We start from the raw sequence: 15,075 nt of genomic DNA on the forward strand, positions 1-15,075 counted from the left end.
TTAATCGTTAAAATCTACTTTGTACCTGTACAATGAATAGATTATTGTTGTATTGTGATGTATTTTCTATCTGATGTTTATAGCGGTCAAACTGAACTCCCAGCTGAATTCTTGCCCCATAATTTTTCAGGAATTCCAATCCGAACATCGGGGTGATCGTCTGTCTTGGGTTGGAAGCCATTCTGAAATTGGTATCAAGGTATTCGTAACGGCAGGATAGTTCGAAGGCGCTGAGGTTTTTGTGGTTGATCTCATATCTTAGATTCGGAAGAAAATAGGCACCACGGATCAGATATTGATCTGGGTTTTCAGGACGAATTTCAGGAGCAATAGAATTGTACAGAACATGGTTGGTAGCCTGCTTAGCTTCCAGCTGCATATCAAGGCTCCATTTTGGATCAAACTGAATCAGTGAGCTCAGATCTACGCCCAGCGCATATACTTTTTTGCTGAAAACTTCCCCGATACCGCCATTCAGACCTACATTGAAATTGTATTTTTTTGATAATCCGAAAACAAGGCGGGTAGAATACTGTTTTCCGTTGTCATTATCATTAACCTGGTTTTTTCCGTTTCCGTTCACCACTGAAACCGCATATTGGAAAGGAATTTCTCCCAGCTGAAGCTGTCCTGTAGCAGACATTCCGATCTGGAAACTTGTCCAGCCCAGCTTTCCGAATTCCGTATACTGGTTAGACCAGTCTAAAGATTTAATAATATCAATAGGGTAAGTCTCTTCAATACCGAACCAGGGTCTGAACTGTCCTACAGTAATCGCTAATTTGGGATTGAAAGTATACTTCAGGTAAGCATTTTCAAGAACTCTGCTTTTGGGATCATTTTTAAAATCGGCAAGGTTGGCCAAAACTACAACTTCAGTACGTTTACTGATCTGCGCGCGAACCTGAACCCTCATGTATTTGAGCATGAAATTATTGTCAGTTCCGGAACCATCGGTGTGATGAAGTCCGTTTACGTCTACATCTTTACTCATCCCAACAAGGTAACGTGCCTGAAAAAGACCTTTGATCTGCAACTGCGGATATTTAACATCATTTTTTTCCTGTAGAGCAGAGGTGGTCTTAAGAGAATCCTGATTTTGTGCATAAGCAGATAACCCACAGGCCAGCATACACAGAATCAGGCTTTTCTTTTTAATCGAAAAAAAGGCCATATCTATTTTGTTTTTTTAATTGTGAATTTTATTTTACCACATGTATCTGATGCATTTTGAATGATCATACATTCACTCATAGTGCGGAATACTTAGGTCTTCATCTGCAGGGACCAGATTTACTTAAGCATAAGTAGTTTGTGGTGAAATATCTATTTTAATCCTAAGAATGTGAACGGAGCAGATTCTTTAAATTCTGCATTGGATTTTCCGTTGTAGGTGCGGTAATTACTAAGATCCAGTTTCATTACTTTACCTTTTGGACTTAAATCAAATTCTTTAAGATCTACCCAAAAAGTGTTTGGAGTAAAGACTGTTTCAAAATAATACACAAGGTTTTTCTGATCTGAAACCGAACGCCATCTTGTAGAAGAAATATTAGGCTCTGTGGCAGAAGTGATCCCGTAAGGAACGGAACAGTTTCTGATTACGCTGAAAACACTGGCTACAGCTGTGCGGGTATCTGCAGTCTGAGGAATCGCGTTGATATAGTAAGAAGCTCTTACGAAGCGGTCTGCTGCCCGGTTGGTTCCCGGAAGCATAACGGTCCCCGGAATACCTTTCCAGTAATTGTTAAGGGCAAGCTGCTCCTCAAAAATAGGAGAATTGGTCATTACCGTGTAAGACGGGTCATGATGAATGACAAGCTTTCCGTCAATATATTCAAATACTGCATTGTCTCCTGAAGCATCGGAAATGGAAAGATGGACGGTGGTAAATCTTTCTGTTCCCGGAATATAATCACTAACAATAACGAAAGGCTCTTTGCGTGAAAATTCTACGGCTTCTTTTACTGTGGCAAAGTTATCAAGATAATATTGGGCCCATAATGAAATGGCAATACCTTTTTTACTACCTTTTCCATCAAATTTAGGATATTGAGATTCTCCCAGCCAAAGCAGGTTGGCAACCAGCCCTTTTTCGTTCATGCCGTCAGCTGAAGCAATATCCCATGAAGAGCTTACAAGGCTTCCATATTTGGCGGTCCATTTCACAGATTTAGAGCCTACCAGTCCATTTCGTTCTATCCCTTTTGGGAGAACCCAGAGATTGACAGGGATTTCGTCACGCCAGTCCATGGAACGGGCTGTAATAACGGTATTCTGGGGACCTTTGTACACTACTCTTGTACATGCTTCAGAAGGATTCCATAATCCTATAGAAAGGATCAGAGAAAATAAAATTAATGGGAACTTTTTCATAATAGTATTATTTGAATTTAAATTTTATATTGAATTTGTTGTGAATAATTCAATGTATTTTAATCATATTCATTATTTAGTGATATAAATTTAGCAAAATTTGTTTAAATAAAGTAATCATTTGGATTAATAATATGTAATTTATGTTATGAATCATGGTTAAAGAATGATAATTGGATAGTTTAATTTTTTTTTGTATATTTTAATGATATGATATAAAAGGGATGAAAAAATAAAGAATGTTTTAATGTTTTTTTTCTTCTGTATTTTCACTGTTTTGTGTTGTAAAGTGTTGGTATTGTGTGTTTTAAAATTAGATACCACAAAATAGAAAGCTGTTCAGAAAAATCGTTATATTTGATTAACAGACTGAAAAGATATATGAGTTTTATAGAATGCCATGAAGAGCCTATCCATATTCCGGGTTCTATACAAAGTTTTGGCTATTTGATTGGCATTGACGCAGAGTTTCGTACCATTACTTTTTTTAGCAGGAATATTTCGGATCTATTTAAAATTGAGCGCTCAGAGGAGCTGTTCGGAAGAAAGATTACTGACTTTCCGGAAAGTTTTCAGGGCATTATTGATTCAGAAATCTATACTTCACTGGATAAGTTTACCAGACGTAAGAATGAAACTTATTTCGATAAGATTTTTATTAATGGTACAGAATATCATTTCTCTGTTTTCAGAAGTGAACTTTATATTTTTCTGGAGTTCGAAGAGGTTATCATTAATCCCAATAAACGAATTTCCAATAAATATGATAACTTTTACATCATCGATAATGAAAAGGAACTCTGGAACCATCTTCTGGAAACTCTTTCAAAGGTGGTGAATTATGATCGTATGATGGTCTATAAATTCATGATGGACGGTTCCGGAAAAGTAATCGCAGAAAAGAAAAACGAAAATATGGAAAGCTTTCTGGGGCTTCATTACCCGGAGTCTGATATTCCGAAACAGGCCCGCGATCTTTATCTGAAAAAAAGAAAAAGAATCTTCAGCAATGTATATGCGGATACGGTTCCTATTTTAAGCAGAAGCCCTGAAAATATTGATCTTACTTACTCCGCATCCAGGGGAATGTCACCGGTTCATGCACAGTATCTGAAAAATTCGGGAGTGGCGTCCAGCTTCAGTGTTTCCATTATTATTGATGATCATCTCTGGGGCCTGGTAACCTGCCAGAATGTTGAAGCTAAACATATTGATCTTGAAGATAGAGTACAGGCCGGAATTTTTACGGCTCTGGCAGCGAATGCCTATTCTTCTTTTAAATCAAAAAACGAACTGAATTACCGGTTGGAACTCAATGAGAGAATGTCTCAGCTGAAAACGGAATTTTTAAAGCATAACAATCTCTTTAATTCTCTTATTGAATGTAAAAAAGAAATCAGAAACTTACCGGAAGCTGATGGTCTTGCCATTGTTTCTGATGAAAATATAATAACAGACGGAAGTACTCCTGATCATGAAAATATTGGACGAGTTGCAGCATGGGCTCTTAGTAATACCAATGAACGTATTTATGTGAGCCGAAACTTCCTTAAAGATTATGGCAAAGAACTTGAACTGACTGAAAATGCAGCAGGAATTGCCATCTATTTTATTGAAAGGGATAAAAATGAAATGCTGATCTGGTTCAGAAAAGAGTTTGATGAACATATCAACTGGGCCGGAAATCCGGAGAAGAAAGTAAGTGTGTTTTCTCAGAACGGAGAGGAAAGACAAATGATATCTCCCAGAACTTCATTCCGCATTTTTACAGAAAATATCAAAGGGCATTCAAAAAGATGGAATTCCAGAAATGTAAGTGCAGTACAGGCTGTAAGGGATCTGATCTTAGAAACTTCCCATAAAAATTACAATGCGATTAAAAGGCTTAATGATGAGCTTAAAAAAGTAAATGAGGAACTTGACAGTTTTTCATACACTATTTCTCATGACCTGGGAACACCTCTCACCGTGATGAAACTGAATGCACAAATGCTTCTGGGAAATCTTGCTGATAATTCTGAAAAAAGTAAAGCCAAGATCAATGCAATTATTGAAGAAATTGATAATATGGCTGAAATGATGCATGACGTCCTGCAGCTGAGCCGTGCCAAGCACAGCGAAATTCAGCTTGAAAGTCTGAAAACAACGTATACTATTGAGAAGATATCTGAAAATGCCAAGATGACCTACGGAAGTGCCAACAGTGAGATTATCATCAAAGAGTGTCCGGATGTACTGGCTGATAAGACAATGCTTCATCAGGTGTTTCTGAACATCATCAACAATGCTGTGAAATATTCTTCCCATAAAGATCTTCCAAAAGTAGAAATTGAAGGGACAGAAGACGGGCAAACCATTATTTACAGGATCTCAGACAACGGTATTGGTATTCCTGTGGAGGAAAAACATAAAATGTTTAAAATCTTTAACAGGATGGATAATGCCAAAAAATTCAAAGGAAACGGAGTGGGACTATCTATTGTGCACCGCATTATGCAAAGACTTGGAGGAAATGTTGATTTTGAGAGTAATAATGAGGGGACTTCATTTATTTTAACGTTCAAAAAGCCTTACATTTGAGAAACTTTTAAAACGCTATTTATGGTATCAGAATATCTTAAACAGAATACAGCAGAGTATCACGATGCAGCAGAAAAACTTTTTAATTCTGAGAAGATTTTCAACAAAACCTTCACTTTAGAGGATTATAAAAAAATCATCCATACCAATTACCTGATGCTTCTTCACAGCGAAGATAAAATATTCAGCAGTCTTTCAGACAAGTATGCAGAAAAACTTCAGCTTGAGGAAAGAAAAAAGCTTTGCCTTATTGAAAAAGACCTGAAAAGCCTTTCCCTGAAAAATCAGGAAGCGTCCCACGACCTTGAATTCATTAATGAACATGAAGCGCTTGGAGCGATGTATGTGATTGAAGGGTCTACGTTGGGAGGAAATGTTATTGCTAAACAGCTTTCTAAAACGGAAGGTTTTGACGACGTTACTTTCAATTTTTTCGGATGTTATCAGGAAAATACAGGCCCGATGTGGAAAAATTTTAAAGAAGTTCTGGATACTGAGGTGGCAGAAGAAAGCTACAATGAAGTGCTTTCCGGTGCAAAAAAACTGTATTCGTTTTTACTGAATGTCAACTAATTATTTTAATTCTAATTAAATTCCTGAAAAATTGCGCAATTTTTCAGGAATTGTTAAATTTGGGGAGTTTCAAATTAAAATTTAACTAACAAAAAAATAATTTAAAAAAGTAACAATATGAAAGTAACTGTAGTAGGTGCAGGCGCTGTAGGAGCAAGCTGTGCAGAATACATCGCAATGAAGAACTTCTGTTCAGAAGTAGTTTTGGTAGACATTAAAGAGGGGTTTGCTGAAGGGAAAGCAATGGATTTGATGCAGACAGCATCTCTTAACGGATTTGATACAAAAATTACGGGTACAACAGGAGATTACAGCAAAACTGCAGGTTCTCATGTAGCAGTAATCACTTCAGGAATTCCCAGAAAGCCTGGAATGACAAGAGAAGAATTGATCGGTATCAATGCTGGTATCGTGAAAGAAGTTACTGAAAACTTAGTAAAACACTCTCCGGAAGTAATCATCATCGTGGTTTCCAACCCAATGGATACTATGGCTTACCTTGTTCACAAAACTTCAGGTCTTCCTAAGCACAAAATCATCGGAATGGGTGGTGCATTAGACTCTGCAAGATTCAAATACAGATTGGCTGAAGCATTAGAAGCTCCGATTTCTGATGTTGACGGAATGGTAATCGCTGCTCACAGTGATACAGGTATGCTTCCATTATTGAGCAAAGCAACAAGAAACGGGGTTCCTGTAACTGAGTTCTTAAGTGATGAACAACAAAAATATGTGATCGAAGAAACTAAAGTAGGAGGAGCTACGCTTACAAAATTATTAGGAACTTCAGCTTGGTATGCTCCAGGTGCTGCTGTTTCTGTAATGGTTCAGGCCATTGCATGTGACCAGAAGAAAATGATTCCTTGTTCTTTAATGCTTGAAGGAGAATACGGGCAAAACGATATCTGCTTAGGTGTTCCGGCTATTATCGGAGCGAATGGAGTAGAATCAATTGTAAATGTAACTTTAACTGCTGAAGAGCAATTGAAATTTGCTGAAGCTGCTAACGCGGTAAGAGAAGTGAATGGAGATCTTAAATTTTAATGATTTACCCGCTTTTAAGCAGGAATTAAAATAGATATAATCCGGCTGTTTCAAATTTGAAACAGCCGGATTTTGTTTGAATATTTGAATGGAGGAAGTTTTTGGCGCGGCCGGAGGCCGCGCCAAAACTGATTATAAAAATAAACAGCTGCTATTAATTCGTTGTTTTTACAAAATGAGTAACAGCCTTCACAAATTCTTTATTTTTCTCGTAGTACAAAAGATGTCCGCCATCAATAGAAACTACTTTCTGATTGGGAAACTGGAAAGTTTTATAATGCTGAGTTCCGACTGCTTTATCATTTTTTCCGGTAATGATAAGTACCGGAACACGAATGTCCCTGGTGATGGGTGCATAATCGGCATAATATTCAGGAAATTCTTTGGGTTTTGAGATCACTGCCATTCCAAAGTCGATGATGCGGGGATGAAGAGAATCTATTTTATCAGACTCTTTTATGGTTTCAATATCTTCGGTCAGGAATTTATATCCGATTCTTTTCTTTCTTAAAGCGCTGCTGACTTTTGAAAGCTCTGAAGAAAGACTGTCTTTAGGAATCACTCTGTTTTTTAACTGTAAAAGGCTGTTTCCGTATTCAATCTGTTCTTTGACAGATTCATCATTCAGAAAATGAAGGGTAACGTTCGCAAGAATGAGGCCTTTGGTATACTCTGGATATTTTTTTGCATAACCGACAGCAATGATTCCACCAAAAGAATGAGCCAGTAAAAATACTTTTTTCAATTTCAGATGCTGTCTCAGTTCTTCTATATCCTGAATCATTGTATCGAGATGATAATTTTCCGATGTACCGGATTCACCGGAACCCCGCTGGTCCATATAGATCATCTGTAAGTTTTTTTCCAGATTATTTCCACCCATCAGCTCAAAAGATGGATATCCCTGTCCGGGGCCACCTGGAATATAAATACAAGCTTCTCCTTTTCCGGAGACTTTATATTTGATCTTTACGTGATCTGAGGTTTCAACGAACCCTTCTGATGATTTATTCTGAGCGGAAACGACAGTCAGGAAAGTGAGAAAAAAGAGTAGGATAGCAATTGTTTTCATACCATTATAACAATTGTAAGGGGTTGTTTATTACTAAAATACCAAACTATCTTCCTTTGCTTTATCACCTCTTAATTCTTATGGTATTAAAGTTCTGCAATCTTTTCAAACAATTCAGGGTAGCTGGTGACTAATCCACTTTCATCCACCGAAATTTCAGCTTTAAAATCGGTTTCGATATTTTCATACAGGTATTTATTAACAGCTGTCCGGGTATATTGTTGTTGAACAGGTTTGATATTATGTTTTAACACGTCAATATATATAACATTAATCTTTTGAGAACCGCTCTCTGAAAGTTTTAAATTGTTGATTGGTAGAGTATTGGTGAACGGACTAAGAGGAATGTCTATGAAATTGAAATGATCAAATTCAGGATTTACAACACCATTAATTTCCCATTGGCCTTGATTTCTTTTGCCCGAAGAAATTCTTTTAATTGTATTGATCTCGGATTCGATCAGAAAATCCTGAACGATCCAGTTTTTATCAGTATGGATTTTATACTCTACATTGTATATTTTATCTTCAATACAACCGATGATTTTTGATTCAATAGTGTAATTTTTATCATTGGATAATAGATTGAAATATTCAAGGGACTGATAATAGATTCCTTTCCAGATTAATGTCTTCATAATGATATTCTTTGATGTATTATTAAGAGATGCAAGTTAATGAATGCTATGGCTGATTGCAAAAAAAGAGCGGTAAACACCGCCCTTCCAAAATTTTATCTAACAAAATGCATTTACATATAAACACATCCACATCCTGTTTCCCATTCCTGGCACAGACGCATTGGCTCATTACATCCGGGATTACCGCCACCACCCGAAACTCTGTAACAGGTACCATCACTGCAATAGTAGGAACCTATTGTCGGAGGGCAGTTGCCATCCAGATCACATAAAGCATAGGGAGTGTCACCACCACTGATCAGCACCAGCTGATTTCTCTTTAATTTTTTTAAATTTTTCATAGTAATCATTTTTAATTTGTTGATTACTAATGTAAAAAAAAATTAACACACCAGCAAGTGTTTTAATGAATGTGGTAAAATTACTCTATATCTAAAGTCATGAAAAGCGCAATTTCCTCTGGATTTTCATAGAATCTTGTATTCAGTCCGGTAATATTGAATCCCATTCTTCTATAAAATTGTATTGCAGGATAATTGGTATTCTGTGTTTCCAGTTCAATCACTCTGGAATTCAATTTTCTGGCTTCTTTAATGGCGCTTTTAATCAATTTAATTCCGATTCCCTGTCGTCTGTATTTTTCGTTGACCAGGATATTTTCAATATAAAAACTATTGTTCCATGTTCTTTGTTCACAGATAATCCAGCCTGCCAATTCTTCATTAACAAAAGCACCGAAAGAATTTCCCTGTTCAATGATGGTATTCAATTCTTCAAGATCTTCAGAAGTCGTTTCCCATATTTTGTGGTAAGGCAAAGACTTCTCTTTTAAAATAAACTCAAAAGAACCTCCAAACTCAATAGAGGAAACCACATATCTTACATCCGTTGTATACCCGTTATGTCCCCAATCCATACTTGGATTAGAGGTTAGTTTTTGTAATTTTTTTATTTCCACCCTTCCATATTTTTATTTTAGTGAATTTCAGTACAGATTTCTATTAGATAATTGTTGGGATCTTTAATATAAGCTGTTTTTTGTCCCCATGGTTTTAAAGCAATATCTTCATAAAGAACAGCGCCGTTTTGTATTGCCTTTTCTACCAAAGCCTCTACATTATCTGTCGTAAACCCAAGTTCCATTCCGAAAGGTTGGTCTTCAGTTTTTGCCGTTATAAATCCTTTTTTAATATTGGACTGAGCCAGGCTCACAGAAGCGAATGAGAGACTTGTTTCTCCGGTCAGGAGCTCACCATAATCTTTTTCGGGAGTTATGAATTTTATTTCAAAGCCAAAGGTGTTTTTATAAAAACTCATAGACATTTCTACATCTTCTACATAGAGAATGACATACTTGAATTTGATCATATGATTGAATTTAAATGTTTTTATTTCTTGTTGATAATATATTCTTCATCTATCATCAGTTTTATATGAGGCCCATGTAAAGGATACTCTTTAAAACTTCCAAAATGACCGAAATGAAGAGGGTATTTCTGGCTAAGCTGCCGCACTTTACGTCCAAATGAATTGATGTCAACCTTTTGAATGGTTTCTTTTTTCTGTCTGCCATTGGTGAAAAAGAGCATCAGATTACAATGATTTTTATAATCAAAATCATTATAATAAAATACATGGAGGTTTTCTTCTCTGGAAATCCGGGTCAGGTCATCAATCAATTCTTTTTTATGCTGTAAAGGCAGATTACAATCTATTCTGGCTGCATAATTTTCTGCATTACTTTTTTTGAAGTCAGAACCCACCATCTGAATGAAACGGTGCTGTATATTTTTGAATTCCTCTCTTTCCGGAGGATAGTTTTTGCTGGATTGAATGGCAAAAGGAAGACTTGCATCCAATAATACTGCATTTTCACGGATCAATAGCTCTTCAACCAATTTAGCAAACTGAAAATGAAAATCAAAAAGCATATGGTCTCCAATATTGATGATGATTTGATTTCCATCGATATTCAGGTGTAAATATGTTTTCTTGAAATCTGATTTTAGTGCTTCCAGTTTAGGAATAAAATCATCTGTATTTTCCACTTGTACTCTGGTTGTCAGTTCAGCAGGAGTATCGGCATGTCCTCCAAGTCCAGGAGAAAATTTGAAAAATTGAAAGTCATATAATTGTTCCGGAAATTTGAAATACCAGTATACGCCTAAAATCATAGAAGATTGGTTGATAATTGTACAATAATCAAAATTAAATAAAATTTCACACTCCAAAACTTTCAAAACCCTTAAATTTGTCATCAATAAAAATTTTACTTGGATGCTTAGGAACATTTCAATTGCGGCAGCTACTTTATTCTCCGTAGTTACAATCAATGCACAGAAGAACAGAAATACTCAACTGGAAAGACCCAAATTAGTCGTTGGTCTGGTAGTAGACCAGATGCGTTGGGACTATTTGTACCGTTTTTATGGTAAATACGGGAATGACGGCTTCAAAAGGCTTTTAAATACAGGATATTCTTTAAATAATGTACATATTCCTTATGTTCCCACCATTACGGCTCTGGGGCACACGTGTATCTATACGGGATCTGTACCTGCTATTCACGGTATTGCCGGAAATGACTGGACAGATAAGGAAACAGGTAAAGGAGTTTACTGTACCGCAGATGAGAACGTTCAGCCGGTAGGTACTACCAATACAAAAACAGGAAGCCATTCTCCGAAAAACCTTTGGTCTACCACAGTAACTGACGAATTGAGACTGGCAACAAATTTCCAGGGAAAAGTAGTCGGTGTCTCTTTGAAAGACCGTGCTTCCATTCTTCCTGCAGGCCATACTCCAAACGGAGCTTTCTGGTTTGATGACAGCACAGGAAATTTCATTACCAGTACATGGTATATGAATGATCTTCCACAGTGGGTAAAATCATTCAACTCTCAGAATCTTCCTGAGAAATTAGTAGCCAATGGCTGGAATACATTACTTCCAATCAATGAATATACAGAAAGCGCACCAGACAATTCACCTTGGGAAGGCTTGTTGGGAAGTGCAAAAACACCTACTTTCCCTTACAGTAATTTAGCAAAAGATTACCAGACTAAAAAAGACAATATCCGTTATACACCTTTTGGAAATACATTGACTTTAAAACTGGCAGAAGCTTCTGTAGAAGGTGAAAAGCTGGGTGGAGATAATATTACAGACTTCTTAGCGATTAATCTGGCATCTACGGATTATGCAGGACATAAATTCGGGCCGAATTCTATTGAAGTAGAAGATGTATATATCAGATTAGATCAGGATTTAGCTGAGTTTTTCAAGTATCTTGATTCAAAAGTAGGAAAAGGCGAGTACACGGTTTTCCTTTCTGCTGACCACGGTGGAGCACACTCTGTAGGATTCCTTAAAGAACATAAAATCCCTACAGGTTTCTTTGGAGAAGATGCGGAAAAGAATCTGAACCAGAAACTGAAAGAAAAATTCGGAACCGATAAACTGGTCAACGCCATTGATAACTATCAGGTTTATTTCGACAGAAAAGTATTGGCAGACAACAAGCTTGAATTGGATGATGTTAGAAATTTCGCTGTAAAAGAAATTGAGAAAGATCCTACTGTTTTATATGCTGTTTCTGTAGACAAAATTCAGGAGTCAAGCATTCCGGAGCCAATCAAACAAAGAATTATTAACGGGATCAACAGACAGAGAAGCGGAGATATCCAGTTAATTTCTCACGATTCTATGCTTCCGCCATATTCTAAAACAGGAACTACGCACAGCGTATGGAATTCTTACGATTCTCATATTCCATTGATCTTTATGGGTTGGGGAGTGAAGCAGGGAGAAAGCAATAAAGAATATCACATGACGGATATTGCACCTACGGTATCTTCTTTATTGAAAATTCAATTCCCGAGTGGAAATGTAGGAAACCCAATTACCGAGGTTATTGGTAAGTAAATTGAAAATTATAAAAAAACATTCCCAACCGGGAATGTTTTTTGTTTTTTACAGCTTATGATGTTCGTATCATTTGCTGTATCTCATGATGAAACTTCTTATTTTGCTTTCTGATTTTTATAATAAGATATAACAGTAGAATTATAAGAATACCTCCCAGGAAAACAGAACCTATTTTAATATAACGATCATCAGATTTTAGTTTCTCACTTTTTAAAACGGTTTCCCTGTTATGATTGTCGATCACCTGATTAATAGACTTCAGTTCATTCTGCTTTCTTTGAAATCGCATTTCCAGGTATTTTTTATTATACTGCTGATAAAGATCCTGTTGTCCTAAAGCAAGATAATTTTCTGCCAATTCCTTGTAAAGCCCTTCATTCAGGATGATATCTCCGGTATTTTTACAAAGTTCCCCGGCTTTTAGTAAGAGATCTATTGCGGCTTGATTTTCATGCTTTTGTTTGTGTATTTCAGCAATTCCTTTCAAAGCAAATGCTTCCAGACTTTTACCATAATTCTTCCGGGCATAGCTGACAGACTGTAAAAATGACTCTTGTGCTTTGTCAATCTCATTAAGGTTCAGATAACAGTATCCAATATTGTAGTATACCACACTCATATTGGAGTAAGTGGTTTTCTTTACAGGAACCTTTTCATAATTCTGTATGGAAATCAGGAACTTTTCCAAAGCAATTTCTGAATTAGACTGGCTTTTGTAAACCATTCCTCTTATCGCATAGCTTGCTGCAGTCTCACTATATTTTTCAGGATTTTTTTCAGGAATTTTTGCAATATACTGTTCAGCCTCATTCAGTGTTTCAAGACATTTGTTAAAAAGTTCCATTTGCTGATACTGGATAGCGACTGAAATGAGAACCCCGGCTTGGCTTCTGGGGTCATTGGTTTTTTGTAGAAGTTCTTTTGCTTTTAAAATATATTGTAAAGATTCCTCAAAATTTCTTTTAGCAATATTGGCTGTTGAAAGCAGCATATAGAGATCAATGGAGGTTTTTATATCATGAGATTTTTTTAATAATTGTTCCCCGATTTTGATGGTGTTATCGGGGTTGTCATAAATTTCAAGTTTTGCTTTTTTTATTAAGACACTATCGGGTGTCTTTTGGCCTTTCACACAATGACAAAAAACAGCCAGCAGCAGTACTATTTTTAAAATTGATTTCATAAGACTTTTGTTTTACTGATTTCCTGAATATAGGTGTTGGGAGACATGCCGGTAACAGATTTGAAAACAGTTGTAAAAGCACTGTGTGAAGAAAACCCGGAATATTCTGCAAGATAGCTCACTTTATAATTAAGAAAAGTAGAATCAGTTCTTAATAGCTGTACAATATGATTGATTCTAAGTTTATTAATGTATCCATTGAAGTTTTTTTCCTTACTGTTAATAATTTCGGAAAGGTACTTTGTATTGATTTCCATTTGAGAAGAAAGCAGCGACAGAGACATGTTTTTATTGAGAAACCTATCGGATTTTTCAAATTCTTCTAGCTTTTGGAGAATTTCATCTTCTTTTTCCTTCGATATTTTTGGCGTCCCGTTATCTTTTATTGTATTTGTTTTGTTTGAAATAGCCGGCTGAGTCTTTTGGCTGGTCTGCTTTTCAAAGAAATCAAACTGTTTTTTTAAATCTTTATTTTTACCTCTAATGACTAAAAAATAGGCAAGCAAGCCCAGGATTATCAAAGATAAAATGAAGATTAAAACCGAGGAAGATCTTAAAAGCATATACCTCTGAAATTCAATGTTTTTATTCTGATTGGTTTCCACAAGCTTCACCAGATATCGTATCCCTTCTTTTGAACCGGAATCTGTTTTTGTTTTTAAATCAGTGTAAAGTTTATTGTACTGATGATATTTTGCATCATTATGTACCGCGTAATAATTACGGGACAGTGATTCGTAAATTTTAATTTTTAAATTATTAAACGGAAGATTCTCGATCAATCGAAGACCTGCCTCCAATTTTTGAATAGAGGTTGCATAATCCTGCTTCAGAAAATAGTATTGGGACAGATTCTCATAAGCCAAACCTAAAAGAAACGGCTGGTTTTTCTGAGATTCAAGATCAGCAATCACATTTTCTATAAGTATTTTATATTCTATTGATTTATTCTGCTTCAGCAGATAAGAAGAGCGAAAAATTCTGTTTTCTATTTTTAAAATTCTGTTCTCTTCATTATGATTCCCAAGGTATTGGTTGCTTTTATCAAGATTTTGTAAGGCTTCAGGATAGTTTCTGTTGATTCCTGAGTTTAATGCCTGAAGCTGATACAATTTTGCAGTGGTGATTCTTAAGGAACGATCATTACTTTTAGGAAGTTTCTGATCGGATAAAAGATTGGTAATAATTGTCTTTGACTGATTGTATAAACCCAGATTCTGATACTGATCAGCAAGATTATAACCACTGAAGACCTGCATAAAATATGAAAGGTTATTTTTCTGATCAATATCTTCTTTTTGAGCAAAAATATTGACAGACTGTACATAGTCTCCCTTCAGGGCAAAAGCTTGTGAAATAATATTTTGAAGTACAATTTTGTGTTCCGCGTTTTGATCACTCACAAGAATTCCCTGGGTATAACTGATGCATTCGTCGGGATTCTGATACAATTTCAGAAATGCTTTATCTGCTAGCATATTGAAGTCGGGGCCGGACTGTCCTTTGGTAATAAGGAAGCAGAAAATAAACAGTAAGATTTGAAATAATTTTTGTCCTGATAAATTGTTTTTTGTGTTTTTTTGAATAATTCCGGTAAAATCCATATTCAAAATATTGTTTTATATCTATTTGGTTATTAGTATTTTAAAAATTAAACTCTTTTAAAATTCACGAATTAT

Annotated in this window: 14 protein-coding genes; 4 read left to right on the forward strand and 10 right to left on the reverse strand. The window is 35.9% G+C overall.

What is annotated here, in order from left to right; genetic code table 11:
* Positions 1–7: 7 nt before the first annotated feature.
* The gene (locus tag AB1278_RS06340; protein WP_110011338.1) at positions 8–1,174 is read right to left on the reverse strand and encodes a porin; all 1,167 of its coding nucleotides are present in this window, start codon (positions 1,172–1,174) and stop codon (positions 8–10) included.
* A gap of 152 nt (positions 1,175–1,326) precedes the next feature.
* Positions 1,327–2,376, reverse strand: a complete 1,050-nt coding sequence (locus AB1278_RS06345) for a linear amide C-N hydrolase (protein ID WP_110011339.1) — start codon at positions 2,374–2,376, stop codon at positions 1,327–1,329.
* A gap of 381 nt (positions 2,377–2,757) precedes the next feature.
* Here AB1278_RS06345 and AB1278_RS06350 point away from each other — a divergent pair, with 381 nt between their 5' ends.
* The 3 genes from AB1278_RS06350 to AB1278_RS06360 all read left to right on the forward strand — a co-directional run bounded on the left by AB1278_RS06350 (position 2,758) and on the right by AB1278_RS06360 (position 6,573).
* Complete coding sequence (locus AB1278_RS06350; RefSeq protein WP_429813112.1) at positions 2,758–4,956, forward strand: ATP-binding protein; 2,199 nt, start codon at positions 2,758–2,760, stop codon at positions 4,954–4,956.
* A gap of 21 nt (positions 4,957–4,977) precedes the next feature.
* Positions 4,978–5,529: a biliverdin-producing heme oxygenase gene (locus tag AB1278_RS06355; RefSeq protein WP_202838841.1), complete on the forward strand. Its 552-nt coding sequence runs from the start codon at positions 4,978–4,980 to the stop codon at positions 5,527–5,529.
* 117 nt (positions 5,530–5,646) lie between these two features.
* Positions 5,647–6,573 (forward strand): malate dehydrogenase, encoded by a 927-nt coding sequence (locus AB1278_RS06360; RefSeq protein ID WP_034699354.1) that lies wholly within the window; start codon positions 5,647–5,649, stop codon positions 6,571–6,573.
* A 154-nt stretch (positions 6,574–6,727) separates the two neighbouring features.
* Here the strand turns inward: AB1278_RS06360 and AB1278_RS06365 are convergent, their stop codons facing one another.
* The 6 genes from AB1278_RS06365 to AB1278_RS06390 all read right to left on the reverse strand — a co-directional run bounded on the left by AB1278_RS06365 (position 6,728) and on the right by AB1278_RS06390 (position 10,460).
* On the reverse strand, positions 6,728–7,645 hold the full coding sequence (locus AB1278_RS06365) for an alpha/beta fold hydrolase (RefSeq protein ID WP_429813116.1): 918 nt from the start codon (positions 7,643–7,645) through the stop codon (positions 6,728–6,730).
* Positions 7,646–7,731: 86 nt separating this feature from the next.
* Entirely contained in the window at positions 7,732–8,283 is a 552-nt protein-coding gene (locus AB1278_RS06370) for a putative glycolipid-binding domain-containing protein (RefSeq protein ID WP_429813119.1), read from the reverse strand.
* Positions 8,284–8,396: 113 nt separating this feature from the next.
* Positions 8,397–8,627, reverse strand: coding sequence for a hypothetical protein (locus AB1278_RS06375; RefSeq protein WP_343642025.1), 231 nt, complete (start codon positions 8,625–8,627; stop codon positions 8,397–8,399).
* An 80-nt stretch (positions 8,628–8,707) separates the two neighbouring features.
* On the reverse strand, positions 8,708–9,244 hold the full coding sequence (locus AB1278_RS06380) for a GNAT family N-acetyltransferase (protein ID WP_429813122.1): 537 nt from the start codon (positions 9,242–9,244) through the stop codon (positions 8,708–8,710).
* Positions 9,245–9,261: 17 nt separating this feature from the next.
* Positions 9,262–9,654, reverse strand: coding sequence for a VOC family protein (locus AB1278_RS06385; protein WP_062674185.1), 393 nt, complete (start codon positions 9,652–9,654; stop codon positions 9,262–9,264).
* A 20-nt stretch (positions 9,655–9,674) separates the two neighbouring features.
* Positions 9,675–10,460, reverse strand: a complete 786-nt coding sequence (locus AB1278_RS06390) for a hypothetical protein (RefSeq protein WP_429813125.1) — start codon at positions 10,458–10,460, stop codon at positions 9,675–9,677.
* A gap of 103 nt (positions 10,461–10,563) precedes the next feature.
* Here AB1278_RS06390 and pafA point away from each other — a divergent pair, with 103 nt between their 5' ends.
* Positions 10,564–12,210: an alkaline phosphatase PafA gene (gene pafA / locus AB1278_RS06395; RefSeq protein ID WP_395974658.1), complete on the forward strand. Its 1,647-nt coding sequence runs from the start codon at positions 10,564–10,566 to the stop codon at positions 12,208–12,210.
* 55 nt (positions 12,211–12,265) lie between these two features.
* Here pafA and AB1278_RS06400 read toward each other — a convergent pair whose 3' ends face one another.
* Together AB1278_RS06400 and AB1278_RS06405 are read right to left on the reverse strand one after the other, a co-directional pair.
* Positions 12,266–13,396: a tetratricopeptide repeat protein gene (locus AB1278_RS06400; RefSeq protein WP_343642035.1), complete on the reverse strand. Its 1,131-nt coding sequence runs from the start codon at positions 13,394–13,396 to the stop codon at positions 12,266–12,268.
* Positions 13,393–15,000, reverse strand: coding sequence for a helix-turn-helix domain-containing protein (locus AB1278_RS06405; RefSeq protein ID WP_202838851.1), 1,608 nt, complete (start codon positions 14,998–15,000; stop codon positions 13,393–13,395). Before AB1278_RS06405 ends, AB1278_RS06400 begins: the two co-directional genes overlap by 4 nt.
* Positions 15,001–15,075 lie beyond the last annotated feature (75 nt).

Origin of the sequence: Chryseobacterium sp. NRRL B-14798 (assembly GCF_050470705.1) — a bacterium.
In the GTDB taxonomy this organism is placed as follows: Bacteria; Bacteroidota; Bacteroidia; order Flavobacteriales; family Weeksellaceae; genus Chryseobacterium; species Chryseobacterium cupriresistens.

Excerpts from the sequence above, each read along its gene's own strand:
- AB1278_RS06340 (WP_110011338.1), bottom strand. The coding sequence starts at position 1,174 with ATGGCCTTTTTTTCGATTAAAAAGAAAAGCCTGATTCTGTGTATGCTG.
- AB1278_RS06400 (WP_343642035.1), bottom strand. The coding sequence starts at position 13,396 with ATGAAATCAATTTTAAAAATAGTACTGCTGCTGGCTGTTTTTTGTCAT.
- AB1278_RS06385 (WP_062674185.1), bottom strand. The coding sequence starts at position 9,654 with ATGATCAAATTCAAGTATGTCATTCTCTATGTAGAAGATGTAGAAATG.
- AB1278_RS06345 (WP_110011339.1), bottom strand. The coding sequence starts at position 2,376 with ATGAAAAAGTTCCCATTAATTTTATTTTCTCTGATCCTTTCTATAGGA.
- AB1278_RS06405 (WP_202838851.1), bottom strand. The coding sequence starts at position 15,000 with ATGGATTTTACCGGAATTATTCAAAAAAACACAAAAAACAATTTATCA.
- pafA (WP_395974658.1), top strand. The coding sequence starts at position 10,564 with ATGCTTAGGAACATTTCAATTGCGGCAGCTACTTTATTCTCCGTAGTT.
- AB1278_RS06360 (WP_034699354.1), top strand. The coding sequence starts at position 5,647 with ATGAAAGTAACTGTAGTAGGTGCAGGCGCTGTAGGAGCAAGCTGTGCA.
- AB1278_RS06375 (WP_343642025.1), bottom strand. The coding sequence starts at position 8,627 with ATGAAAAATTTAAAAAAATTAAAGAGAAATCAGCTGGTGCTGATCAGT.
- AB1278_RS06355 (WP_202838841.1), top strand. The coding sequence starts at position 4,978 with ATGGTATCAGAATATCTTAAACAGAATACAGCAGAGTATCACGATGCA.
- AB1278_RS06370 (WP_429813119.1), bottom strand. The coding sequence starts at position 8,283 with ATGAAGACATTAATCTGGAAAGGAATCTATTATCAGTCCCTTGAATAT.
- AB1278_RS06350 (WP_429813112.1), top strand. The coding sequence starts at position 2,758 with ATGAGTTTTATAGAATGCCATGAAGAGCCTATCCATATTCCGGGTTCT.
- AB1278_RS06365 (WP_429813116.1), bottom strand. The coding sequence starts at position 7,645 with ATGAAAACAATTGCTATCCTACTCTTTTTTCTCACTTTCCTGACTGTC.
- AB1278_RS06390 (WP_429813125.1), bottom strand. The coding sequence starts at position 10,460 with ATGATTTTAGGCGTATACTGGTATTTCAAATTTCCGGAACAATTATAT.